The sequence below is a fragment of the Euzebyella marina genome (assembly GCF_003687485.1).
Taxonomy (GTDB): domain Bacteria; phylum Bacteroidota; class Bacteroidia; order Flavobacteriales; family Flavobacteriaceae; genus Euzebyella; species Euzebyella marina.
In genome coordinates, this window is the sequence record NZ_CP032050.1 from 2,571,313 (window position 1) to 2,596,282 (window position 24,970).

Consider the following 24,970-nt stretch of genomic DNA (forward strand, 5'->3'; position numbering starts at 1 on the left):
TAAGCAATTTTTCTTTAAAAATAGATAGAAATGGGCAAGAAGAAAATAAAAATAGGACCAAAAAAAGCCCTCTAAGTTATTAGAGGGCTTTTCATATGAAATATTATTTTTTAGATGCTATCTAATATGGAGTTCAAAGTTTCGCTTGGGCGCATGGCCGAAGCTACTTTTTCTGAGTCTGGCATGTAATAACCGCCAATATCTTTTGAACTGCCTTGGCTCGCAATTAGTTCCGCGGCGATTTTATCTTCATTCTCGCTCATGGCATCATATATCTTTGTGAAGGCCTGTTTCAATTCGGCACTTTTATCTTGCTTTGCCAATGCCTCTGCCCAATATAGAGCCAGATAGAAGTGACTTCCTCGAGTATCGATTTCCATCACTTTTCTGGAAGGAGATTTGTCGTTGATCAAGAATTTTTCGGTAGCACTATCCAAAGCATCACCAAGGACTCTTGCTTTCAAATTATCGTTTTTCTCTCCGTAGAAATCCAAAGAAACTCCCAGTGCCAAGAACTCACCAAGAGAGTCCCATCTTAAGTGACCTTCTTCCAAAAATTGTTCTACGTGTTTTGGTGCCGAACCACCTGCGCCGGTCTCGAACAATCCACCACCATTCATTAAAGGAACGATGGAAAGCATTTTGGCACTAGTACCTACTTCTAGAATCGGGAAAAGGTCGGTCAAGTAGTCACGAAGAACATTACCGGATACCGAGATGGTATCTTTACCTTCTTTCATTCTCTGTAAGGTGTATTCTGTTGCCTTTTTAGGTGATAGAATTTTAATCACAAGACCTGTAGTATCGTAGTCTTTAAGGTACACATTTACCTTTTTGATCAATTCGGCATCATGAGCTCGATTTTCATCTAACCAGAAAACCGCTGGGTCTTGGGTAGCTTTCGCTCTTGTGACCGCCAATTTCACCCAATCTTGAATAGGGGCATCTTTTACTTGGCACATACGCCAAATATCACCTTCGGCAACTTCATGTTGAATCAATACTTCGTTCGAACCGCTATCGATAACTTCAACTTTACCGGAAGTACCGATTTCAAAGGTTTTGTCGTGAGAACCGTATTCCTCAGCCTTTTGGGCCATCAATCCAACATTGGGTACTGTACCCATGGTCGTCGGGTCAAAAGCACCGTTTTCTTTACAGAAATCGATAGTGGCCGTGTAGACATCGGCGTAACTACTATCAGGTATAATAGCCTTGGTGTCTTGCGGTTGACCATCTTTGTTCCACATCTGGCCAGAATTTCTGATCATGGCTGGCATAGAAGCATCAATGATGATATCGCTAGGCACGTGTAGGTTGGTAATACCTTTATCTGAGTTCACCATCGCCAAATCAGGACCATTTTTAATAGTAGCCTTGATATCAGCCTCAATCTGTTGCTTTTTATCGGAAGGAAGATTACCAAGTTTGGCAAATAAATTTTCTAAACCATCATTAGAACTAATTCCAACAGACTTAAAGTCTTCACTATATTTTTCAAAAACATCTGCAAAATAAGCTTCAACTGCATGGCCGAAAATGATGGGGTCTGAAACCTTCATCATGGTTGCCTTCATATGCAAAGAAAACAGAACACCTTTATCTTTGGCATCTTTGACCTGCTCTTTTAAAAATTCGGTCAAAGCCGCTTTACGCATCACAGTGGCATCAATGATTTCACCCTTGAGTAAAGAAATACCATCTTTTAGAATCTGTTCTGAACCATCTTGGCCCTTAAGAACTATCTTAACTTTTGTTGCTGCATCAGTGGTTAAAGACTTTTCATTGCTCTTGAAGTCGCCTTTGCCCATAGTAGCTACATGGGTTTTGCTATCAGCACTCCAAGCACCCATTGAATGGGGGTTTTGCTTGGCATAATTTTTTACCGCTCTTGGCGCCCTACGATCCGAATTACCTTCACGTAAAACAGGGTTAACGGCACTACCCTTAATTTTATCGTATCGAGATTTGATATCTTGTTCTTTTTCATTGCTAGGGCTATCAGGATAATCGGGTAGGGCATACCCTTTTTTCTGAAGCTCGCTAATAGCTTCCTTTAATTGAGGAATCGAAGCACTAATATTCGGTAGTTTAATAATGTTGGCCTCGGGTTTTTTAGCCAGCTCACCTAATTCTTCCAAATCATTGGAAATTTGCTGGCTTTCATTCAAAAAATCGGGAAAAGTGGCTATAATTCTACCGGCCAAAGAAATGTCTTTGGTTTCAATGGTTACATCAGCAGTTTTTGAAAAAGCTTTTACTATAGGTAAAAAAGATTGTGTCGCCAAAGCTGGAGCTTCGTCGGTCTTCGTATAAAATATCTTCGACATCAATAATTGGAGTTTAATTTAAAGCGGAGCAAATATACCATTTTTTGTTGTGTTACTGCCCAAAAGTTAAAAAGCCATAACATTAAAGGTATCGAAGTACATGAATTACGAAAAATTCAAAAAAGATGGTAAGACTATGCCTTGGTTAGCTCGGAAGTAATTAAAAAACAAAAGCCATATCATTGTATAAATACATTGATATGGCTTTTTAGAAATAGCTATCAAACCTTTCGCACCCTATTTCTCAGAGTCGGCAACCATTGATTGCGTTTGCATTACTATTTCCACGTTTGTTCCACCTCTGTGCTCTCGACTATATCTTTGGCATTTTGGCTTCTCTTCTCGTTGTTTTGATGATCTTAAGAGCAACCATATTGACTCTAGGTCAATTTATGGTTGGTAAGTACACCCACATAACAGTTTCAAAAAACGACAGTTTAATGAACCTATGCTCGCCATCTTTGCGTCAATTTTGAATTACCTTCATTTTCACTAGGCTAAAACAACAATATAAAGAACGTTGACTTTATAACGGTTTCCATTTAAATCTTCGACAGATTATTACTTTAACCGTGATATAAATATACGTAATATTTTAACTACAGTATTAATTTTAACACATTTATAATCAACCAATTATAAACAATCGAAATTAACAATTGTTCATAACGCAAAAATCCCCTACTGATTAAATCAATAGGGGATTGAATATTTATTGGGTAAGTCTTAAGAACGTACCTCTTTGATACGTGCTTTTTTACCTGTAAGGCCTCTAAAGTAGAAGATACGAGCTCTACGTACTTTACCTTTTTTATTAACTTCAATTTTCTGTAGTGCAGGCATGTTGATTGGAAAGATACGCTCTACACCAACTGTACCTGACATTTTACGAATAGTAAAAGTTTCGGTAGCACCTGTACCTCTACGTTGAATAACTACCCCTCTAAAAAACTGGGTTCTAGTTTTTTCACCTTCCTTAATTTCGTAATAAACGGTGATAGTGTCACCAGCTGAAAACTTTGGGAATTCTTTTTTTGCAACAAACTCGTCTTCAACGAATTTTAACAATGCTTCCATGATAAAAATTTATGGTTTATCGTAGACCAACATTCACGATTCTCGTCAGAGGTTGATTTAACAGGTTGCAAAATTAGTCTATATAATAGAATCTACAAGTAAAATTATGATTTTTTTGACCGGTTTTATTCCAACAGGTCGGGTCTTAGCTCTTGCGTACGTGCAAGGGCCTGCTCTTCTCGCCATTTTTCTATTTTGGCAAAGTTGCCGGTCAAAAGAACATCTGGTACCTTCATTTCTTTGTATTCCGCTGGTCGGGTATAAACGGGAGGGGCCAAAAGGTTGTCTTGGAAAGTATCGGTAAGGGCCGAGGTCTCATCATTGAGAACCCCTGGAATAAGTCTAATAACGGCATCACATAGCACGGCCGCGCCCAATTCGCCACCTGAAAGCACATAGTCGCCTATTGAAATTTCTTTGGTTACAAATTTGTCCCTTACCCTTTGATCAACCCCTTTATAATGTCCACAGAGAATAATGATATTTTCCTTGAGGGATAATGAATTGGCCATTCTTTGGTTCAACGTATGGCCATCAGGGGTCATATAAATGACTTCATCATAAATTCGCTCTTTTTGTAGAGAGCTTATGCATTTATCTATGGGTTCGATCATAAGAACCATTCCTGCCCCACCTCCATATTGATAATCGTCAACTTGCTTGTAAGAGTTGTCGGTATAATCTCGGAGGTTGTGAAAATGAACCTCGACAAGATCCTTTTCGATAGCGCGCTTTAGAATGGAGGCGTTAAAAGGGCTCTCTAGCAATTCGGGTAAAACGGTAATTATATCGATTCGCATACAAGCAAATTAAAAAACTACTAATGAGATTTAAAGAAATAATGGATAAAGTCAGATTCTGCTTTCCATCCTAATTTTTCATATAACTTTTGCGCAGGGTTATCGTTGGCAGTTTCCAAAGACAAGCCTTTAAAGCCTTTTTCTTGGCAGAGTTCTTTGGCCGATTGCAATAGCAATTCACCAACACCCCTTTTTCTAAATTCGGGTTTTACGTACAAATCATTTAAAATAAATTGTGATTGTAATGAAACGCTTGAGTAGGTGGTATATAACTGGGTGAAGCCCACGGCCGTCTCATTTTCGTATGCCAGAAGAACAATTGATTCATCATTTAAGAAACGTTCCGTTAGAAACTTCAATCCTTTTTCTTCATCTGCCTGTTGACCATAAAATACACGATAGGCATCAAACAAGGTCGCCAAATCGGCTAAATGTTCTCGCTCTGCTCTGATGATAATGGCCATGAGGGTCGTTTAAGAAAAAAGCTCCGAAAGGAGCTTTATTTTTGTTTTTTATATCGATTGATTTCATCTTGAAGCTGCCTGCTAATACGCTGTTCACGTTCAAGGGCCCGACGCCTATGATCTTCATATTCCGTTTCAAGCTCCGACAAATTCGTTTTGGCTTCTTGAGTAAGAATGTTACTGTTTCTGAACTTGTAAATGAAGAACAATAAAAGAACCAAAAGGCAACCGATCACTGTCCATAGAATACCATTGTACGTACTTTTAGATACCATGATACCCAAGAATGACATACTGTCTTTCTCTTCGGTAACTGCAGCAAGATTATTGGTTGTCTCTTCTAGTTTACCATTCAATGAAGTAATGGTCGATTCATGCCCGGTAATGGTTTGTTTTAGTTCCGCTTCCCTTTTATTATAACTATTAAGGGTGTCGAGAACGTTTTGCTTAAGTTTATCGAGAGAAATTGTTCTAACGACCTCATATCTCTTGCCATCGGCTCTGTAGTTACCTGATTTTTGGTAAACAAACTCGAATTGGCTATCGATAGAACCGTTTTCCAATGACAACTCTTCTTCTGGAGTTGCTTGCTCTTCTTGTGCAAACTGTAGGTTGAAAGTAAGCAATGCCGTAGCAAGTAGCAGTAGTCTATAACCTTTCATGTTCAAATGCATCTTTGGAGTTAATGAATTAGAGGGAGCTAAAGTAATTGAATAATATTAATTAAGAAAAAAAATCGATTACAAGGTTCACTTTAGGCCATCCGTATTACGATAGATTTGCCAACGAAATAACTCATTTAAAGGTAATTATAATGCCTCCTTTTTAGAAGGTAAAGTAGTCTGAGTTTTGAGGAAGCGCTATTGTCCTGTAAAAGAAAGTGCCTCGGTTAGAGGCACTGTTCTGTGTGTTTTATTGGAAAATAAGTCGTTCTCTTTCACCCTTCTCATTGATCATGGTTATTATTGTTCGGCCTCTTCGGGAAATTCTTCCGAATAATACCTTGGCCTCTTCAATATCATTGATCTCTTCATCATCAAGTGAGAGCAATACTTTACCATCTAGACCATAACCTCGATAAATTTCTGGCACACCCACAACTTTCACTCCTTTTTTGGTACGGAATTTCTTTTTGTCATCCTCAGAGAGGTTTTTTATTTCAAGACCCATATTAGGTACCGTAATAACCTGTCTTTTCTTCAATATTACAGGAACGGTTATGAGATCATCATTTCTATTGATGGTTACCTGCACCGTGTCTTCGGGTCTTTTTGATGAAAGGTAGCCAGTGAGGTCGGCAAATTTTCTGATTTTAATATCATCGATTTGTTTGATGACATCACCTTCCCGTAAATCAGCCTCTTCCGCACCAGTATCTTCCTCTATCCCCGAAATGTAAACCCCTTCTATTTGATTGATTCCTTTTTGTATCGCATAGGGTGTATTGGCGCGCGCCGCGTTAATGCCCAAAATACCTTTTTGTACGTTGCCGTATTCTAGAATGTCGTCAATCACTTTTTTGGCAATATTGCTTGGTACGGCAAAAGAATAACCAACATAAGATCCTGTTTGAGACGTGATGGCGGTATTGATACCTATCAGATCGCCATTGGTGTTCACCAAAGCCCCACCACTATTACCAGGGTTAACGGCCGCATCTGTCTGAATAAATGACTGGTCTATCTTGCCCAGATTACGTGCCTTGGCACTTACGATACCAGCGGTAACGGTAGATGTAAGGCTAAAGGGGTTACCTACTGCCAAGACCCATTCTCCGACCTTAACATTGTCGGAATCACCAAAAGCCAAATAGGGTAAAGACCTGTCCGCTTCGATTTTGATAAGAGCAATATCTGAATTGGGGTCGGTTCCTATTAATTCTGCATCATATACCTTATTATTATTGAGCATCACTTGTAGTTGATCGGCATTATCGATAACGTGATTGTTCGTCACGATGTACCCATCTTGCGAAATGATCACACCGGAACCAGTTCCTACCTGAGGTTTAGCATTGCCTCCATGGCCGTAGAAGAAATCCAGATAGCTATTGGAGCCCCTGCTCATCGATACATTTTTTACGTGAACCACAGCGTTTACGGTCGTTTCTGCAGCAACCGTAAAATCTACTTCATTAATACCTGCACCCTTGGCCGAGGTGGGGGTGAAACTTGTATTGAAAACAGGCTGGTCGGCATTTTCTGAAACAATGTAATTGGGCTTTTCAAAGAACATTTTGTAGGCACCTAAAGTAATGGCACCGGCAAAAAGAGCGGTTAGAAAGGTATTTGTTATATTCTTCATCCTGCAATAAAAATGTTTAGTTTTCTTTCAAATGTTAAAATTACTTTTTTTGTGATAGGATTAAAATGGCTTTAACGACTTTTTAACTGCTAAAATAATCTTAATCAGTGTCTTGCAAAACACCTGTTTCTAATGGTGTTCGCAAGAATTCTATAGGTTTAATATCTTATATTTGTGAGCTTATGAATAAGCTATGATTCTCAAATTTTATAAATATCAGGGTACCGGTAACGATTTTGTCATGATAGACAATCGGTCATTGGAGTTTCCAAAAAGCGATAACAAATTGGTCTCTTTTCTTTGTGACCGTAGGTTTGGTATCGGTGCGGATGGATTGATTCTATTGGAAAATGACGAGACTTCAGACTTTCGAATGGTATATTATAATGCCGATGGTCATGAAGGCTCCTTATGTGGAAACGGAGGTAGGTGTACCGTCGCTTTCGCCAAATTTTTGGGAATAATAGATGACAAGACCACTTTTAATGCTGCGGACGGATTGCATCAAGCAACCATCAATGGCAATCTAGTGAGTTTGCAAATGCAAGACCTCTCAGATATTAAGACAAAACCGAATTACGTTTTTCTAGATACGGGTTCGCCTCATCATGTGCAATTGGTTGGTAATGTCGATAGCTTTGATGTTTTCAATGAAGGAAAAAAATTGCGATTCGGACTTTACGGTAAGACCGGAAGCAATATCAATTTCGTAGAAAAGTTGAAGGCCGACACCTTCGCGGTCAGAACTTACGAGCGTGGGGTCGAGAACGAAACCTTGTCTTGTGGTACAGGGGTAACCGCAGCAGCTTTGGCCATGCATTATCAAAATCAGACTTCAGCAAACGAAGTCTTTGTGAAGGCGCAAGGTGGCGAATTGTCGGTCCGGTTTAAGAAAGATGGCGATACCTATAGAGATATATACCTGAGCGGACCCGCTGACCAGGTTTTTAGCGGACAGATAGAATGCTAAAATTACAAGGAGAAAATATTTTTTTACGTGCCTTAGAGCCTGAAGATCTTGATTTTCTTTACGAGCTAGAAAATAACGGCGATGTCTGGGAAATTAGCGGAACTACCGCTCCCTATTCCAAATTTATATTGAGGCAATACCTAGAGAATGCCCACAAAGATATATTTGAGGCAAAACAACTCAGGTTGTGCATTTGCAAGCATGACCATAAGGTTATCGGGCTGATCGATTTATTCGATTTTGACCCTAAGCACAGACGTGCCGGTTTGGGGTTGATTGTTCTGGAAAAGGCAGAAAGAAACAAAGGAGTAGGGGGTGAGGCTATTGAACTTGTGTGCCATTATGCATTTTCGGTACTCGATTTAAGGCAGTTATTTGCTAATGTGTTGGAAGACAACCTCCCAAGTGTTCACCTTTTTGGTAAAAAGGGATTTCAAAAGATTGGCGTTAAAAAAGATTGGATATATTCACAAGGGCGTTTCAAGAATGAAATTTTATTTCAAAAATTAAATAATTAGCATGTATATAAAGCGAATATTATTATTTGTTGTTTTGGCCGGTTTGGTGGTCGGAGGCATATTTTCTTATATGGTTTACAACGCCATCTTTGCTCCTAACACATCTTTTAATAATGAAGAAGCTTATCTGTACATTCCGACCGGAAGTACATTTCAAGAGGTGAAAGAATTAGCACAGCCTGTTCTTAAAAACTTGGAAACCTTTGAACAAGTGGCGAAGCGCAAAGGGTATACCTCAAATGTAAAGGCCGGTAAATATGCGATTAAAAAGGGTATGAACAATAATGATATTATCAATACCCTTCGTGTAAACAATATCCCCGTTAAGGTCTCTTTTAATAATCAAGAAACCTTAGCCGATTTGGCCGGGAGGATCTCGAACCAAATAGAGGCCGATAGCCTCTCATTATTAGCGGCTTTTGAAGATAAAGAGTTTATTAAAGCCCAAGGCTTTAACGAAGAGACTAAGTTGGGCATGTATTTGCCCAATAGTTATGAATTCTTTTGGAACACCTCGAGTGAAGAATTTCGGGATCGAATGGTCAAGGAATATGATCGTTTTTGGAATAATGAAAGACTTCAAAAAGCAAAGGCCGAAGGTCTATCACCTAAAGAAGTTACCACGTTGGCATCATTGGTTCATAAAGAAACGGCCAAGGTTGATGAGCGACCAAAGGTAGCCGGTCTTTACCTTAATAGATTGAAAAGAGGCATGCTTTTACAGGCAGACCCTACCGTTATTTATGCCATCAAAAAGTCTTCGGGCGATTTCACCCAAGTAATTAAGCGCGTCTTATACAAAGACTTAGAGCTTGACTCTCCGTACAACACCTATAAATATGCAGGGTTGCCTCCAGGGCCGATTACCATGCCCGACATATCGGCTATAGACGCAGTGTTAAACCCTGAGACGCATGATTACCTCTATTTTGTCGCAGACGTTGAAAATTTCGGTTACCATAAGTTTGCCAAAACCTTGGCGCAGCATAACAGAAATAAAGTGCAGTACGTCCAATGGATAAATGCGCAAAAAATCAAAAGGTAGCCTTTCATCCAAATTTTAAGACTTGTTAACTAAATAAGCCGGTTTTTAACAGAGATTTCTAAACGTAAACTTAAAACTGGCGTAACTTTGCCCCTTGTGAAATCTATGCGGGTGTTTTTTCCGTAAGTCATAGGAAAAGCAGTATATGAGAAAGTGGCTAAGTTACACGAGCCCCCTAATCATTACCGGAATTTTATTGAGTTTCTCTTTTAAACCAACATTGGTTAAAGTGCCAGAAACCCTTAAAGTTAGCGAACCTACTTTGGTTTTGTTCCCCAAAAACAAAACCGTATCAAAAACAATGTTAATGGCGCCTCCTTTTTTAGGAAGCTCGTACATTGGCTTTAAAGAAGCCTTGGCATTCAAAGAATCTCAGGGTAATTATTTTACCACAAACACCCTAGGGTATTTGGGTAAGTACCAATTCGGTATTGGTACATTGCAACTGATGGGCGTCTACAACGCAACCCGTTTTCTAAACGACCCTATTTTGCAAGAAAAGGTATTCCATACCAATATTTCAAGAAACAAGTGGATTCTTAGACGGGATATTCCTCGTTTTGTTGGTAAAGAAATCAACGGAACGGTAATTACCGAATCTGGAATATTGGCAGCGGCCCATTTGGCCGGAGCAGGTAATGTGAAGAAATACTTGCGGTCATGGGGTACTATTGATGTTGCCGATAGCTATGGAACCAGCATTGCGCATTACATGCACAAGTTTTCGGGTTACGACGTATCAGAAGTGGTGCCGAAACGTAATCCAAGGGTTTAGAACAACCTTAGAAAGAATTACATACATATGAAAATGGACGGACCCCGATGTTGCATCGGGGTTTGTTTTTTTAGGCTTGAATTATAAAAATGGCAGGTCTTTTATGAAGGCTTACCTGAACATTCTTCCATTCAGAGACTGTTTTGGTCAGAATAAATTCGGTCGATAAAGTAATGTCGCAGGCGACACAAAGTCTAGTATCATTTCTCAGGTTCTTGAGAAGTTCTGCCAGCAATTTATCATTGCGATACGGAGTCTCGATGAATATCTGCGATTGACCCAATTCATTGGATAGTTTTTCAAACCGTTTAATCGCATTTTTTCTTTCAAATTTATCGATAGGTAAGTAGCCATTGAAAGAAAATCGTTGCCCGTTCATACCACTTGCCATTAAGGCTAGAAGAATAGAGGAAGGGCCTACCAACGGTACCACTTGTATATTTTTTTGATGGGCCAAACGAACAACATCAGCTCCGGGGTCTGCTACCCCTGGGCATCCAGCTTCCGAAATGATTCCGACGTTTTGCCCGTTTAAGCAAGGTTCAAGCATTAAAGGTATCTGTTCCGGTTCGGTGTATTTGTTCAATACCGATATATGTAGGGAGGGTTGTGATTTTCGAGGGCTTATTTTTTTTATGAAATGCCTAGCCGTTTTTTCGTTTTCGACTATGTATATATCGATTTGCTCAACCGCTTGTTTGATAGATATTGGTAAAACCTCCAAAGGGGCATTATCTCCTAGAGTTGTAGGTATGAGGTAGAGTTTTCCTAGTTGGTTGGGTTGGTCGTTCATAAAAAGGAAGTTTGGTTACAACTTCTCGGCAATCACTTCGCAAGCGCTTTCGATGAGTTGGTAGACTTTTTCAAAACCATCGTCATCCCAATAAGGGTCAGGAACTTCTTTCACACCAACGTTCACTTCCGATAGCAGAAGCTTTACTTTTTCCCTATCAGATTTCGATGCTGCCAAAGCCATGATGTTATTGTAATTACTTTGGTCCATAGCATAAATTACATCAAATTCTGCAAAATCATGGGCTTTGAACTGTCTACAGCGTTGATTTTCGATGTTCAGTGAATGTTTTCTAGCAACAGCGATGGAACGAGCGTCTGGCGGGTTGCCGATATGATAACCTCCGGTACCGGCCGAATCAACAAAGACCTTTTCAGGGTCAACCATACTTTGTAGAATGCCTTCGGCCAATGGAGACCTGCAAATATTGCCAAGACATACCATTAAGACCTTCGTCTTCTTCAAAATCAAGTGAATTTTTTGGTCAGATCTTCAATGTACTTTCTGAACTGCTTATCGGTTTCGGCTAAATTATCTACCGTCTTACAAGCATGTAACACGGTGGCATGATCACGCTTTCCGATTTGCGAACCAATGCTTGCCAATGAAGCCTTGGTAAACTTTTTCGCAAAGAACATTGCCAATTGCCTCGCTTGAACAATATGGCGTTTTCTGGTTTTCGACTGAAGGGTAGCGACATCCATCTCGAAATAATCGGAAACTACTTTTTGAATGTAATCGATTGAAACTTCACGCTTTGTATTCTTTACGAACTTTTCTACAACTTGTTGGGCCAACTCTAGGGTAACCTCCTTTTTGTTAAAAGAAGATTGGGCTATAAGAGATATAATGGCGCCTTCAAGTTCACGAACGTTCGTTTTTATGTGCTTGGCGACGTAGTCGATAATATCATCGGGCATTTCGACACCATCACGGTATAACTTGTTCTTGACAATGGATACCCTAGTTTCGTAATCGGGACTTTGAAGCTCGGCTGAAAGCCCCCATTTAAACCTTGACAATAGCCTTTGTTCAATATCTTGCATATCTACAGGCGCCTTGTCGGAAGTAAGAATGACTTGTTTTCCATTTTGGTGCAAGTGGTTGAAGATGTGAAAAAATACATCTTGTGTTCCGCTTTTTCCTGATAGAAATTGTACGTCATCTATTATCAATACATCGATGAGCTGATAGAAATGAATAAAATCGTTTCTAGTATTCTTTTTGACCGATTCAATATATTGTTGTGTAAACTTCTCAGCTGAAATATACAGAACGGTACGTTCAGGGTACTTGTCTTTGATTTCGACACCAATGGCGTGCGCCAAGTGTGTTTTACCAAGACCGACCCCGCCAAAAACCAATAATGGATTAAAAGAGGTGCCTCCCGGTTTATTGGCAACCGCCATACCCGCGGATCGTGCCAATCGGTTAGAGTCACCCTCTAAAAAGTTATCAAAGTTATAATTCGGATTTAACTGAGATTCAATTTTAATGTTTCGAATACCAGGTATAACGAATGGGTTCTTAAGTTCAGGATTTTTTGACTTGATCGGCACATCCATTTCCTGAGGGCCCATGTTTCCGCGATTGGTACTGGGTATTTTTTCGGTAAATGGCTCTTTGTTGCCATAGGTATTCTCCATTCGGATGATGTACACCAATTTGGCCGTTTCGCCCAACTCTTTTGTCAAGGCAACTTTCAACAATTTCACATAGTGTTCTTCAAGCCATTCATAAAAGAATTTACTGGGTACTTGAATACTCAGGGCGTTGTCGGAAAGCTTAATGGGCTTAATGGGCTCGAACCAAGTTTTGAATGCCTGCGGTTGGATATTATCTTTAATAAAAGCCAAACAATTTTTCCAAACGGAATTAGCAGTAACACCCATTTTAAAGTTTCTCTTATTTTGTCGGTTAGTGATTTCTAAGTCGGTGGAAAATACAAGGGGAAAAACCGTACTTTCTTAGTGGGGCAAATATGTGAACAAAAAAGCTAAAAAAAAAATTGAAACTCTATTGAATTTGACCTTTTTTTTTCTCATGTTCAACACTAAAATCGAAATCATTTAAATATATAGTTTTTAGTCAATATTCAATGGATTTTAACAGAATTTCTTTCCGTGTTCGTTATGGTGAAACTGATCAAATGGGTGTGGTGTACCACGGGAATTACCCGCAATATATGGAGATGGGAAGGGTAGAGTGGTTGAGGGGGTTGGGAATTTCCTACAAAGAGATGGAAGAAAACGGAATTATGTTGCCCGTAATTTCTTTGAGCATAGATTACAAAAAATCAGCTGTTTATGATGACCTCATTACGGTCGAAACACAACTCAAAAAGAGACCCTTGGTCAAGATAGAATTTGACTATAAAATATATAATGAAACAGGTGAAATTTTAGCTTTAGGAAATACTGTTTTGGCCTTTTTGGATACCAAGACTAAAAAACCTGTAAAATGCCCCGATTATATTCTTGAAAAGATAGCGTGATTAGACCGAAAGGTTTATTTCAGATAGGTTTTATTTCGATGCCCTGCAAACCCTCAAAATATTCTTGTAAGCGGTCTGCCTCTTTTTCTCTTACTTGAATGGTCAGTTGGCAATCTAGGTGCATTTCTTGTGAAACTATTTCGAAACCGTTTTGCTTGATGGTACGCATTACAATATCCAGTTGGGGGTAGCCAAATTGAAGGCTAAACCTGACCGTGATAATCTTCTCAACAATTTTTGCACTGTTCAAAGTCTGTTGGGCGGCCGTTCTATAGGCCGATATGAGCCCGCCGACCCCTAACTTGGTACCACCAAAGAATCTTATCACCGCTATCAAAATATTGGTTACCTCGAAGGCTTGAATTTGCCCGTAAATGGGCATGCCGGCAGAGTTATTGGGCTCTCCATCATCGTTTGCCCTATATATTATGGTTTTGGTTCCGAGTTGCCAAGCATAGCACACATGGTTGGCATTAGCATACTTTTTGCGTAGGTCGGTAAGTATCTCTTTGATCTGCTCTTCATCACTAACCGGAAAAGCGAGGCCATAAAATTTACTTTTTCTATCCTTAAAAAGTACCTCTTCGGTTGGGTCGTCAATAGTGTGGTAGGTGTCTTTATCCTTTTCCATTAAAACAAAGCTACCAATAAGATGCTGATTACGGCTAGACCTATACCCATCCAATTTTTACGGCTTATAGTTTCCTTAAAAAGCCAAATTCCCAAAAGCGTCGAGAACATCACGATTGCTACATTATTAATAGTAAATACCGATGCGCTGTTCAAACTGTCATTTTTGAGTGCCTTCAGTAAAAAGAAGATAGAAAAGTAATTAGGTATGCCCAAGGCGATACCACCTAGCACATTTCTGAGATTTAATTTAAAAGTGCCTTTAAAAGCATTAAAGAGAACTATGATAAGACCAACGGTGGCCGCCGATCCAAATACCGTTGCAGAAAATAGTGGATATTGGCTAACTTGAATGTGTTTCTCCTGAACGTACTTGAGGCTGGTATCAATAATTCCGGATCCCAGAAATACACCAAGAGGAAGCAGCAACGCCTTTATCTCAAAATTTTTGGTACCTCCTTCTTTTATCGAAGCAAAGTAAACAGCTGCCAAAGCTAAAAGAATGCCTGTTATTTTAAGAGGACTAAGAATTTCATCATATAAAAATACACCCACTACGACTGGAATGGCCAAGGACATTTTGGTAGCTACCGAAGCCACGCTTACGCCAACCTTCTGTGCGGTTGCCGCCATCAAATTGAACACCACTATGAACAATACGCCCAAAAAGAAAGTACCATAGAACCAAGGCATGGTTGATAGTTCAACAAAGTCGACCCTTTCCTTATAAAAATATAACCCTACAGCGCATGCCACGAAATAGTTGGTTATAATGGCATAAAGCGTATTGATCTGAAATTTGTCGAAAAGTTTAAAAACAACGAAAATAAGGCTAGAAGCCAAAACGCTAAGGCACAGGTAGAGCATTCTACAGACGTGAATTTAAGTCTAACAAGTTTTCTTGCCCCACTAAAAGATTCCAACATTTAATACCCATATTGCTTGCCGCATCGGTATTTTCTTTGGTATCATCTATAAAGAAGGTTTCTTCTGCCTTCAATTCGTTTTGGTCGAGAACAAATCGATAAATATCTTCATTAGGCTTTCTGAGGTTTATTTCATGGGACAGGTAGAACTTTTCGAACGAATTTCTGAACCTGTTGAACTTTTCATGGCCCATTTTCTGCTCAACATGTTCAATATGCAGCGCATTGGTATTGCTTAAAAGAAACAGGCGATATTCTGATTTCTTGGCCATTGCCTCCACGAACTCTAAACGCTCATCAGGAAAATCCAATAGCATTCCATTCCAGACCTCTTTAATTTCTATTTCAGAGGCATGAGGGTAAACAATTGAAAGACCTTCTAGAAATTGATCGGTACTGATTTGGCCCACTTCGTAAAGGTTGTTTAGTTCGAGCAATTCCGGTGTCATTTGGGTAGAACCGCCTAATCTCTGCATTTCTCGGTAAACAATCTGCTTGTCAAGGTTAATGAAAACATCGCCAAAATCAAATATGATATTTTTAATCATTTCTATATATGTTTAAAGTATCTCTACCTACTTGTTTTTTTGATAGGTGCCTACCACTTAATTGAGGCGCCCTTAAACCATCTTTAAAAGTAGTGTTGCCCGTAAAAACTCTTGCTTCATCCCACAATCCACTATCAATAAAGGTTTGTAAGGTCTTGCTTCCTCCTTCAATCAGCACGCTTATGATATTCTCTTTATGAAGCGCGCGGCAAATTTGACCGGCCACGTCAGCTTTATAGTCAATAGGTACGAAGGTTGTGTTGTTTCTATTTTTATTTCCTTTACCAGAATCGGTGAAAATGATGGTTCTCACCGTATCATCAAGTACATTTGCTGCTTGGTCAATTCGTAACTTTGGGTCAAGAATCAATCGTACGGGATTTTTGCCCGACCACTCTCTTACACTAAGTTTTGGGTTGTCTTCTATAACGGTTTTGGTACCGACCAATATACCCTGTTCTTGACTTCTCCATTGATGAACCAATTGCTTTGAATAAGAGTCGGTAATCCAAAAAGGTTCCGGATTTTCTGATCTCATTTCTTTAGTGGGGGCTATATAGCCATTTAATGTTTGCGCCCATTTTAGAATAATGTATGGCCTCTTTTTTTCTTGAAAGGTCAAGAAGCGTTTATGATGTTCCCTACATTCAGCTTCCATAACATTGGTCACTACTTCAATACCGGCAGATTTAAGTTTTTCAATACCTTGGCCCGCCACTTTTTCATGAGGGTCTAAAAGCCCGATGACCACTCTTTTTACCGAATGTTTGATAATTAGATCGGCACAAGGTGGGGTTTTACCAAAGTGGGAGCATGGTTCAAGAGTAACATACAATGTCGCCTTTTCTAGTAAGGTCTTATCACATACGGAGTTGATCGCATTAACTTCTGCATGCGGCCCGCCATAGGCACTGGTAAACCCCTCACCAATTATTCTTTGGTCGACAACGATAACACAACCGACCATGGGATTAGGAGCGGTAGAACCTAGCCCGTTATTTGCGATTTGTAAACATCGCAACATGTATTTTCTATGTATATTCACACCGTAAAAATAGAATTTTATTCTTAGGCCTTAGGCTTCCGTTTTGTTTCAACTCTTCTTTACAATATAAGGTATTCAGAAAGAGATATTATGCTATTAAGAGAAATCAAAAGTATCTTTCATAAAGAATTGGATAGACTATACCCAAAAGACGAGACCAACAGTTTTTTCTACATTTTGATTGAACATTATCTCGGTCTTGAAAGGTTTATCTTGGCCTTACAGCCCAATCTTTCATTGACGAAAGAAGAAGAGCAGCCACTTTTTGAAGCCTTAAGCAAGTTGAAGTTAAAATGCCCCGTTCAATATATTACCGGGGTAACTCATTTTATGGATTTGCAGTTGAAGGTAAACGAAGCTGTATTGATACCACGACCTGAGACGGAGGAACTGGTGCGATGGATATTAGATGACCATACCGATAAAGAAAGGAAAACGAATGTTTTGGATATTGGTACAGGTTCCGGGTGTATTGCCATTGCTTTAGCGCAAACCAATTTTGACTGGAGTATATCCGCTATGGATATCTCAAAAGAGGCATTGACCGTAGCAAAAAATAATGCCTTGGGAAATAAGGTGAATGTTGATTTTTTTGAAGAGGATATTTTAAAGGTTCCTTCCCTAGAAAGAAAATTTGACATCATTGTATCAAACCCGCCCTATGTGAGAGAGATGGAGAAGAAAGAGATGTCTGCCAACGTGCTGGAATATGAGCCCTCTTTGGCACTTTTTGTAGAAAATGATCATCCGCTAGTATTTTATTCAAGAATCGTTGAATTCTCAAAGAAACATTTGGTCAAAGATGGTTGTCTCTACTTTGAAATTAATCAATATTTAGGAAAAGAAATGGTTCGCCTTTTGGGTGATAACTATTTTTCAGAAATTGAACTTCGAAAAGATATGTACGGCAATGACCGTATGGTCAAAGCAGTTTGGAAAGATTAGAATTGAAAATAGAGTCATAAAACATACTTAGAATAAACAAAAGAGTATTCAAGTGAAAGAAAAAATAGAGAGTCTAAGAAAAGAGCTTCGAGAGCATAATTATAATTACTATGTGCTTGATAACCCTACCATTTCAGATTACGATTTTGATATGAAGCTCAAGCAACTTCAAGAACTCGAATCTCAGCATCCTGAATTTTATGACGCTTCATCCCCCAGCTTAAGGGTAGGGGGTGAGATTACCAAGAATTTTGATACGGTCGTACACAATGTTCGAATGTATTCATTGGATAATTCGTACTCGAAAGAAGACCTTGAAGATTGGGAAAAAAGAATACAACGCATTCTAGGTGATGATAAGGTAGAGTTTACCTGTGAGTTAAAATATGATGGTGCCTCCATTAGTCTTACCTATGAAAAAGGGTCTTTAACAAAGGCCATAACACGAGGAGACGGCTTTCAAGGTGATGATGTAACGACCAATGTAAAAACGATAAAATCGGTTCCTTTGCAATTGAAAGGTGCTTACCCTGAGAAATTTGATATTCGGGGCGAAATAGTGTTGCCTTTCGAGGGGTTTGCGCAAATGAATGCAGAACGTATCGAAAATGGCGAAGAGCCCTATATGAATCCTAGAAATACGGCATCGGGAAGTTTAAAATTGCAGGATAGTGCATTGGTGGCCAAAAGGCCGTTAGACTGTCTTCTCTATGGCATTGTTGGGCCTGATACCGGTATTGAATCGCAGTGGCAGATGCTAGAGAAGGCTAGGGAGTGGGGGTTTAAAGTACCTTCTATTGCCAAATTATGTACTTCGACCAGCGAGGTTTTGGAGTTTGTGAATTATTGGGATACGCACCGTCATGATCTTCCGTATGAAACCGATGGGGTAGCGGTCAAGGTAAACAGCATTCAACAGCAAGAAGAACTTGGTTTTACCTCTAAGTCTCCACGATGGGCCATGGCGTATAAGTTTAAGGCCGAACAGGTGTCTACCGTTTTACATGAAATCACTTACCAAGTGGGGCGTACCGGCTCAATAACTCCGGTAGCTAACCTTGAACCGGTACTTTTGGCAGGTACAACCGTCAAAAGAGCTTCATTGCATAATGAGGATCAAATAGCCAAATATGATATTCGGGAAAGGGATACTGTTTTTGTTGAAAAGGGAGGAGAAATTATACCGAAAATAGTAGGTGTTGATTTTACTCAAAGACCTGAAGATTCCCAACCGACCAAGTATATTGAAAATTGTCCCGAATGTGGTACAGAGCTCGTTCGTACCGAAGGAGATGCCAAACATTACTGCACGAATTATTACGGCTGTCCACCCCAAATTACCGGAAGAATCCAACACTTTATTTCCAGAAAGGCTATGGATATAGAAGGACTCGGTGGAGAAACCGTGGAGTTGTTGTTCAAAGAAGGTCTTATTACCAATTATGCCGATTTGTATACCCTTACCAAAGAAGAAGTTCTTCCTTTAGAACGCATGGCCGAAAAATCGGCAGATAACTTAATTAATGGAATCAAGGCTTCGGTCGCTATTCCCTTTGAGCGTGTTCTCTTTGCATTGGGCATTCGATTTGTAGGCGAGACCGTAGCTAAAAAGTTAGCGAAAGCCTATAAGAATATTGATAACCTGATGGCCGCCCCTGTTGCCGATTTGGTTGCAATCAATGAAATTGGTGAGCGTATAGCCCATTCGGTGGTTGAGTTTTTTGAAAATGAGAAGAATGTCGAGATTGTCAATAGATTAAAGAGTTTTGGGGTGCAATTTTCCTTGTCGGAAGAACAGTTAGAAAATCAAACTGATAAATTAAAGGGAATGTCCGTTGTAGTATCCGGTGTTTTTGAGACCGTAAGTCGTGATGAACTTAAAAAAATGATAGAAGACAACGGCGGAAAAGTAGGTTCTAGCATTTCTTCAAAAACCTCCTATTTGGTGGCGGGCGATAAAATGGGGCCCAGTAAGCGAACGAAGGCAGAAAATCTTGGGGTGCCTATTATATCGGAGCAAGAATTCATGGCGCTGATCAAGTGAAGCTGAAGTGCATAAAATTAAAAAGGTCAAGCAAATGCTTGACCTTCTCTTTTTTTCGGGGGTAAAACTTTTTAAAGTGGTTTTCTCCCTGATATGATATTGTAGAGAATTACCACAACGGCAATTACTATTAAAACGTGTACTAAACTGCTTGTTCCCATACCTGGTACTACGCCAAGCATTCCTAGTAGCCATACTATAATGCAGATAACAGCTACTAGCCAAAGAAGACCTCTCATAATTTTGTGTTTTAGGATTCGGAGCCAAATTACTGTGACTGAGCTTTTAAGGTGAGTGCTATTCAAAAAAATAATAGCACAAATCGATTGTTGCTATTTAGCTCTTTCCGTTTTTGGAAAAAATTGTGCCGTAAAGTATAAGTGTAGTAAGAGGTTGATTATAAACAAATATTCTTTGTAAAAAGTGTTGGCGCTAAGGCTAAACTTCTGGTAATAAAAGAAGCTGTACCAAATATTAATTAGTGTGAGCAATGATAGTATAATGGAGCCCAACTTGTTGATTGGCCATTGTTTTGGCCATTTAAAAGAACTTACTTTAAATAGGGATGAAAACACAGGCCAAAGAAAAATCATTGGTAACGCAAAAAGCCTTGTTTCACGAGCAAATGCCGTAAGAATAACAATGGGTGTGTTTATAATGGCTGTCAACCAAAAAGCATATAAAAATTTACGATCCACTTGGTTTATACCCAACTTTAAGGTGCGTATGATGGTGAAAAGTAGAAAAACGATTAGCCCCAAATAAAGAGAGGTGAAAGATTCAACGGAATTTTTTAAATCTTCAAAATTTTCAAGAAAGCAAGAATATCTACTCGCCATCTCGCTACTGGTTTCATCCATCAATTGATTGTAGTGCAGAAAGACGGATAGATAAATGGCGTAGACTAAAATTGGAACTAAAAGTATCAGGCCAGTTTTAAGGTACTGTTTCCCCAAAGGCTTAATCTGCTCATTTTTTCCGGGTTGAAAGATCCAAAGAGCGGGAATTAGAAATAAGCTGGTTTCCCTAGAAATGATGGCCAGCGTAAAAAGCAAAATAAAAATTAAGTTCCTTTTCCGAATCCAGGTAATCAAAGCTGCAAATAGTAGGCAGTATTGCAAGGGTTCGTCATAGGAGAATACCGGTGGAAAAAATGCGAATACAATTGAAAATGATAGGTAGTAAGCCAATATGTTAAATAGGGCCAGTTTTCTCTCGGAAAGAATCAATAGGGATAATTGGTATAGAAGTATGGCACTTAGAAAGAGAAGAGAAAAATTGATGAAGATAAAAGAATATCCTGCCTTGATATTAAATATAGAAGAGGTGCCCTTCATTAAAAAAGTGGTTAAAGGTCTTCTGGCAAAGGGTGGCAATTCATTATGATAGTCAATTTGAGATTTTAAGAAAACGTGGGATATTCGGGTGTTGTTCTCGTTCAACATACTATCCATACTCGGAAGCATATGAAGGCCCAAAACAGACAAAGTAAGCAGCAACGCTAAACCATAAGGAAACAATTTATGACTTAAAATAGGTTTTAATAGTGCCACTTCTAAAGGTTAGGATATTTTAGGTGAAAATAGGTAATTTTGTATTTTTCATCATAACCAAATTTCATGTCTCAGCAATTAACTTACGAAGAGTTCGAATCTACCTTTACAGAAGACCGACCAGAAAGTGCTTGGCCAGATGCCTTGAGAGCACTATGGTTTGCAGGTAAAGATGAATGGGATGCTTCACATGACATTGCCCAAGAAATGCATACCAATCTGGGCAGTTGGATCCATGCGTATCTACATCGGGTAGAAGGGGATAAGTTCAATGCCGGCTATTGGTACAGAATGGCAGGTAAGCCTTATTGCAACCTGACTTTGAAAGAAGAACTTCAACAGATCACGGAGTTTGTGCTTAAAAATTAAACGTAACTTTTCTTTAAGAAGTTTTATACCGTAATGGTTACGCCTTCCGATTGGCTGTTTTTCAGCTGATCAAAGTAGAAATCAATCCTTCCTAGGTTGATTCCGAAACAGCCCACTTGGTTCACCAAAACGTCCTTACCTATTTTATTTTGGGTCACAGTCGGCTTTTCTAAAAAGGTATGGGTGTGCCCCCCGATAATCAAATCGGTATAACTCGTTTTTGATGCCAAGATTAAATCGCTTGGTTTCGTTTTTGATTGGTAATCGTAGCCGAGGTGAGAGAGACAAATGACCAAATCACAGCCCTTTTCATTCTTTAAAACACTTTCAGTATCCTGTGCAATTTCAAAGGGGTCTAAATATTGGGTCTCTTTATATAGTTTTTTGGTTACCAGTCCGTCAAGCTCAATGCCCAGACCATACACACCTACTTTGATACCATCGATCATAAAAACTTTGTAGGGCTTTACATGGGCATCCATCACCGTATTTTTAAAATCATAATTTGCCGATAGCAACTCAAAATCTGCATGTGGCATTTGTGCTAGCAGACCGTCGATACCGTTGTCAAAATCATGATTACCTATAGTAGCGGCATCGTATTTGAGCATACTCATTAGCTTAAACTCCAGTTCGCCTCCATAGAAATTAAAATAGGGGGTGCCCTGAAAAATATCACCCGCATCCAAAAGTAAAGTGTTGGGGTTTTCATTTCGTATGGAACTCACTAAAGAAGCCCGTTTGGCCACGCCGCCTAAATTTGCGTAACGAGAATGAGAACTGGGGAATGTGTCTATGTGGCTATGTACATCGTTGGTGTGCAGTATGGTGATATGCCTTATTTCTTTACTACAAGATTGTAGTGAAAGACCTCCTAGACCTAAAAAAGCCGTTGAAGCTCCCGTTTTTTTAATGAATGTGCGTCTTTCCATTAATTTCCTATTTCTAGTTTTATGAACCGGTCGTCGACCAATGGGGCGACCGTATCTACCTTCTTAAAGTAGTCGATCATGGCATTGCGTATGAGATAATCGGTATCGGTTGTTTTAATGGCTTCCTTAAAAAAGTTCATCTGGTCACCTCCAGATATTAGATAGTTGGAAGTGGCCACATTATAAGTGCGATTTTTATCCAATGGTTTGCCCTGTATCAAGACTTTATTGATAGTTCCGTCGTGGTTCAGTGTAATCTGCAACCCTGCAATTGGGTGTGCCCGACCCGAATCCCTTAAAAAAGATACAAGGTCATTGACTGATTTTCCGGTGAGCTCGGCGACAATAATAGTATTTTCGAAAGGCATCACTTCATAGGCCGTACGCGACGTAATTACACCTTTTGAAATCATAGACCGAATACCGCCATGGTTCAAGAGCACAAAGTCAATGTTCGAGCCTGTTCTTGACTTGAAGATAGGGTTGGTTTCCGAAAGAACCACATCTGCCATTAAATTACCGGCGGTTGTGTTAAGGGCGCCATCAGTTTTTGAGATAATGTTAGGCGCATAGGCCAAAGCACTATCTAAAACCTCGTCAACACGCATGCGGTAAGGTTTTACAAAATCTTCAATAGCAGTATTTTGAACAATGGTAGAGTCGACCGGTAGTTCTTTTCCGGTAATTTTTGATAGCTCCTGAACATCGTGCTTACAGGAGCTGGCTAGCACTAAAGTTGTAAATATAACAAAATGTTGTATTTTTAAACCCATATTTCGTTCTATCTTAGCGCCATAATATGAGATGAGATTATTTACATTTGTATACCACACCTCAATTTGGGCCGTTGTGATTTAAAATGTAAAAGTACATGTTTAAGGGAATAAAAGATAAGTTCAAGTACAATTCGGGAGTTAAATTTTTGAAACAAGAATTGGCAAAAGAGCTACCGACGGTCAACAGAAGCAAAGGCATTCATTCTGTAGGATGCATTGTAGATTTAGACCAGTTTGATGACGCCAGCTTGTTTTATGAATTTGTCGAAGATTATAATCTTAGGCCCAATGCTGTAAAAATTATTGGTTACAAGAGTTTTTACGATAAAAACTCGCCTTACTCGACCCCGGTGTTTTCTGATAAAGATTTGGGTTGGAACGGGAATATCGAGAACAGTTATGCGTTGGAGTTTTTAAGTAGGGAATATGATCTTTTGGTCAATTATTATACGCAGGAGAACCTTTTGGTTCAATTGATGAGTATAAAGACCAAGGCAAGATTTAGGGCAGGTTTTAAAGATGTTGACATGGTCTATAATGATTTGATACTCGATTTGCCCTTAAACGATTTTAAAACTTTTAAGACTGAACTGAAGAAATACCTCGGGGTATTAAACGAAATTGAATGATGAAAGAGTTAGTTGGTACAGGGGTGGCGTTGATAACGCCTTTTAAGTCCGATTTATCGGTAGATATCGATGCATTGCACAAAATTGTCAATTACTGCATCGATGGCGGTGTTGAATATTTGGTGGTGTTGGGTACTACGGGAGAGTCGGTTACCTTGACCAAGTCCGAAAAGCAATTGGTAATGGATACCGTTACTATTGCCAATGCAGGTAGGGTGCCTTTGGTAGTGGGTGTCGGTGGGAACAATACCTATGCCGTCATAGAAGAATTAAAAACATTGGACCTCACCGATTTTGAGGCTGTTCTTTCCGTGTCGCCCTATTACAACAAACCTACCCAAGAAGGTATATATCAGCATTTCATGGCCATTGCCAATGCATCGCCCAAGCCTATTATACTTTATAATGTTCCAGGTAGAACGGGTAGTAATATGTTACCGTCTACCGTAGTAAGGTTGGCCAACGATTCAACAAATATTGTTGCCATTAAAGAAGCTGCCGGTAATATGTTGCAGGTTCAAGAGCTGATTAAGTCTTGTCCTCAAGGTTTTCAAGTCATCTCAGGGGATGATATTACGGCTCTTTCTACAGTTTTGGCGGGAGGTTCGGGTGTCATTTCTGTTTTGGGCCAAGGTTTGCCCGTTGAGTTTTCACAAATGATTCGTGCCGGATTAAATGGGGATGTCGAAGAAGCCTATCGCTATCACTACGCAATGCAAGAGGGTATGGAACTTATTTTTCAAGAAGGTAACCCTGCAGGTATCAAAGCTATTTTTGAAGCTTTACAACTTTCAAAAGCGGCGGTTCGGTTGCCATTGGTAGAAGCGACCAAGCCATTAAAAGAAAAAATACGCTCGTTCGTAAAGCCTTTTATGAAGGTTACTGCAGGTTAATTGTTCGAAAAACAATCTCGTTTTTAATTTTTGACCATTTAATTTAACGTATTGTTGAAAATACGTCTGTTGGTTTTTTCGTTTGGTTGTTAAATCTTCCCCAAAAGCGT

Annotated in this window: 27 protein-coding genes; 10 read left to right on the forward strand and 17 right to left on the reverse strand. The window is 39.4% G+C overall.

Annotated elements, in window-relative coordinates; translation table 11 throughout:
* Positions 1–110 precede the first annotated feature (110 nt).
* The 6 genes from D1013_RS10975 to D1013_RS11000 form a co-directional block, all read right to left on the reverse strand.
* On the reverse strand, positions 111–2,330 hold the full coding sequence (locus tag D1013_RS10975) for an NADP-dependent isocitrate dehydrogenase (RefSeq protein ID WP_121848874.1): 2,220 nt from the start codon (positions 2,328–2,330) through the stop codon (positions 111–113).
* Between the two features lie 726 nt (positions 2,331–3,056).
* The gene (gene rplS / locus D1013_RS10980) at positions 3,057–3,407 is read right to left on the reverse strand and encodes a 50S ribosomal protein L19 (protein WP_121848875.1); all 351 of its coding nucleotides are present in this window, start codon (positions 3,405–3,407) and stop codon (positions 3,057–3,059) included.
* 125 nt (positions 3,408–3,532) lie between these two features.
* On the reverse strand, positions 3,533–4,207 hold the full coding sequence (trmD, locus tag D1013_RS10985; protein WP_121848876.1) for a tRNA (guanosine(37)-N1)-methyltransferase TrmD: 675 nt from the start codon (positions 4,205–4,207) through the stop codon (positions 3,533–3,535).
* Between the two features lie 20 nt (positions 4,208–4,227).
* Positions 4,228–4,671, reverse strand: a complete 444-nt coding sequence (locus D1013_RS10990; RefSeq protein WP_121848877.1) for a GNAT family N-acetyltransferase — start codon at positions 4,669–4,671, stop codon at positions 4,228–4,230.
* A gap of 35 nt (positions 4,672–4,706) precedes the next feature.
* The gene (locus D1013_RS10995) at positions 4,707–5,333 is read right to left on the reverse strand and encodes a tRNA (guanine-N1)-methyltransferase (protein WP_121850693.1); all 627 of its coding nucleotides are present in this window, start codon (positions 5,331–5,333) and stop codon (positions 4,707–4,709) included.
* A 250-nt stretch (positions 5,334–5,583) separates the two neighbouring features.
* The gene (locus D1013_RS11000) at positions 5,584–6,975 is read right to left on the reverse strand and encodes a S1C family serine protease (protein WP_121848878.1); all 1,392 of its coding nucleotides are present in this window, start codon (positions 6,973–6,975) and stop codon (positions 5,584–5,586) included.
* 193 nt (positions 6,976–7,168) lie between these two features.
* Between D1013_RS11000 and dapF the strand changes: the two genes are divergently transcribed.
* From dapF to D1013_RS11020, 4 genes are all read left to right on the forward strand, one after another.
* Positions 7,169–7,945 carry a diaminopimelate epimerase gene (dapF, locus tag D1013_RS11005; protein ID WP_121848879.1) on the forward strand — a complete coding sequence of 259 codons (777 nt, stop codon included), beginning with the start codon at positions 7,169–7,171 and terminating at the stop codon, positions 7,943–7,945.
* Entirely contained in the window at positions 7,939–8,463 is a 525-nt protein-coding gene (locus tag D1013_RS11010; RefSeq protein WP_121848880.1) for a GNAT family N-acetyltransferase, read from the forward strand. The genes dapF and D1013_RS11010 overlap by 7 nt, the downstream gene beginning before the upstream one ends.
* 1 nt (position 8,464) lies before the next feature.
* Positions 8,465–9,508 carry an endolytic transglycosylase MltG gene (gene mltG / locus D1013_RS11015; protein WP_121848881.1) on the forward strand — a complete coding sequence of 348 codons (1,044 nt, stop codon included), beginning with the start codon at positions 8,465–8,467 and terminating at the stop codon, positions 9,506–9,508.
* Positions 9,509–9,653: 145 nt separating this feature from the next.
* On the forward strand, positions 9,654–10,283 hold the full coding sequence (locus D1013_RS11020; RefSeq protein WP_121848882.1) for a hypothetical protein: 630 nt from the start codon (positions 9,654–9,656) through the stop codon (positions 10,281–10,283).
* 70 nt (positions 10,284–10,353) lie between these two features.
* Here the strand turns inward: D1013_RS11020 and D1013_RS11025 are convergent, their stop codons facing one another.
* From D1013_RS11025 to dnaA, 3 genes are read right to left on the reverse strand one after another with little or no spacing between them, the layout of a single operon-like run.
* A complete protein-coding gene (locus tag D1013_RS11025) occupies positions 10,354–11,076 on the reverse strand; it encodes an SAM-dependent methyltransferase (protein ID WP_121848883.1) in 723 nt (240 codons plus the stop codon).
* Between the two features lie 15 nt (positions 11,077–11,091).
* Positions 11,092–11,520: a low molecular weight protein-tyrosine-phosphatase gene (locus D1013_RS11030; protein ID WP_121848884.1), complete on the reverse strand. Its 429-nt coding sequence runs from the start codon at positions 11,518–11,520 to the stop codon at positions 11,092–11,094.
* A 23-nt stretch (positions 11,521–11,543) separates the two neighbouring features.
* On the reverse strand, positions 11,544–12,968 hold the full coding sequence (dnaA, locus tag D1013_RS11035; RefSeq protein ID WP_121848885.1) for a chromosomal replication initiator protein DnaA: 1,425 nt from the start codon (positions 12,966–12,968) through the stop codon (positions 11,544–11,546).
* 206 nt (positions 12,969–13,174) lie between these two features.
* On the opposite strand from dnaA, the gene D1013_RS11040 reads away from it, so the two are divergent.
* Complete coding sequence (locus D1013_RS11040) at positions 13,175–13,570, forward strand: acyl-CoA thioesterase (protein WP_121848886.1); 396 nt, start codon at positions 13,175–13,177, stop codon at positions 13,568–13,570.
* Positions 13,571–13,589: 19 nt separating this feature from the next.
* Here the strand turns inward: D1013_RS11040 and D1013_RS11045 are convergent, their stop codons facing one another.
* From D1013_RS11045 to ribD, 4 genes are read right to left on the reverse strand one after another with little or no spacing between them, the layout of a single operon-like run.
* On the reverse strand, positions 13,590–14,201 hold the full coding sequence (locus D1013_RS11045) for an IMPACT family protein (protein WP_121848887.1): 612 nt from the start codon (positions 14,199–14,201) through the stop codon (positions 13,590–13,592).
* Positions 14,201–15,067, reverse strand: a complete 867-nt coding sequence (locus tag D1013_RS11050) for an EamA family transporter (protein ID WP_121848888.1) — start codon at positions 15,065–15,067, stop codon at positions 14,201–14,203. Before D1013_RS11050 ends, D1013_RS11045 begins: the two co-directional genes overlap by 1 nt.
* A 1-nt stretch (position 15,068) precedes the next feature.
* On the reverse strand, positions 15,069–15,674 hold the full coding sequence (locus D1013_RS11055; RefSeq protein WP_121848889.1) for an HAD family hydrolase: 606 nt from the start codon (positions 15,672–15,674) through the stop codon (positions 15,069–15,071).
* Positions 15,667–16,719 (reverse strand): bifunctional diaminohydroxyphosphoribosylaminopyrimidine deaminase/5-amino-6-(5-phosphoribosylamino)uracil reductase RibD, encoded by a 1,053-nt coding sequence (gene ribD, locus D1013_RS11060; protein WP_121848890.1) that lies wholly within the window; start codon positions 16,717–16,719, stop codon positions 15,667–15,669. Before ribD ends, D1013_RS11055 begins: the two co-directional genes overlap by 8 nt.
* Positions 16,720–16,809: 90 nt before the next feature.
* Here ribD and prmC point away from each other — a divergent pair, with 90 nt between their 5' ends.
* Positions 16,810–17,664 carry a peptide chain release factor N(5)-glutamine methyltransferase gene (prmC, locus tag D1013_RS11065; protein ID WP_121848891.1) on the forward strand — a complete coding sequence of 285 codons (855 nt, stop codon included), beginning with the start codon at positions 16,810–16,812 and terminating at the stop codon, positions 17,662–17,664.
* A 46-nt stretch (positions 17,665–17,710) separates the two neighbouring features.
* Entirely contained in the window at positions 17,711–19,708 is a 1,998-nt protein-coding gene (gene ligA, locus D1013_RS11070) for an NAD-dependent DNA ligase LigA (RefSeq protein ID WP_121848892.1), read from the forward strand.
* Positions 19,709–19,779: 71 nt separating this feature from the next.
* Here the strand turns inward: ligA and D1013_RS11075 are convergent, their stop codons facing one another.
* On the reverse strand, positions 19,780–19,947 hold the full coding sequence (locus tag D1013_RS11075) for a lmo0937 family membrane protein (protein ID WP_121848893.1): 168 nt from the start codon (positions 19,945–19,947) through the stop codon (positions 19,780–19,782).
* 93 nt (positions 19,948–20,040) lie between these two features.
* On the reverse strand, positions 20,041–21,261 hold the full coding sequence (locus D1013_RS11080) for a hypothetical protein (protein WP_162987884.1): 1,221 nt from the start codon (positions 21,259–21,261) through the stop codon (positions 20,041–20,043).
* Between the two features lie 66 nt (positions 21,262–21,327).
* On the opposite strand from D1013_RS11080, the gene D1013_RS11085 reads away from it, so the two are divergent.
* Positions 21,328–21,630 carry a hypothetical protein gene (locus D1013_RS11085; RefSeq protein WP_121848895.1) on the forward strand — a complete coding sequence of 101 codons (303 nt, stop codon included), beginning with the start codon at positions 21,328–21,330 and terminating at the stop codon, positions 21,628–21,630.
* A gap of 23 nt (positions 21,631–21,653) precedes the next feature.
* Here the strand turns inward: D1013_RS11085 and D1013_RS11090 are convergent, their stop codons facing one another.
* Positions 21,654–22,562 carry a bifunctional metallophosphatase/5'-nucleotidase gene (locus D1013_RS11090; protein WP_121848896.1) on the reverse strand — a complete coding sequence of 303 codons (909 nt, stop codon included), beginning with the start codon at positions 22,560–22,562 and terminating at the stop codon, positions 21,654–21,656.
* Positions 22,562–23,335 carry a 5'-nucleotidase C-terminal domain-containing protein gene (locus D1013_RS11095; RefSeq protein WP_121848897.1) on the reverse strand — a complete coding sequence of 258 codons (774 nt, stop codon included), beginning with the start codon at positions 23,333–23,335 and terminating at the stop codon, positions 22,562–22,564. Before D1013_RS11095 ends, D1013_RS11090 begins: the two co-directional genes overlap by 1 nt.
* A 98-nt stretch (positions 23,336–23,433) precedes the next feature.
* Between D1013_RS11095 and D1013_RS11100 the strand changes: the two genes are divergently transcribed.
* Together D1013_RS11100 and dapA are read left to right on the forward strand one after the other, a co-directional pair.
* The gene (locus D1013_RS11100; protein ID WP_121848898.1) at positions 23,434–23,967 is read left to right on the forward strand and encodes a DUF6913 domain-containing protein; all 534 of its coding nucleotides are present in this window, start codon (positions 23,434–23,436) and stop codon (positions 23,965–23,967) included.
* Positions 23,967–24,860: a 4-hydroxy-tetrahydrodipicolinate synthase gene (dapA, locus tag D1013_RS11105; protein ID WP_121848899.1), complete on the forward strand. Its 894-nt coding sequence runs from the start codon at positions 23,967–23,969 to the stop codon at positions 24,858–24,860. Before D1013_RS11100 ends, dapA begins: the two co-directional genes overlap by 1 nt.
* Positions 24,861–24,970 lie beyond the last annotated feature (110 nt).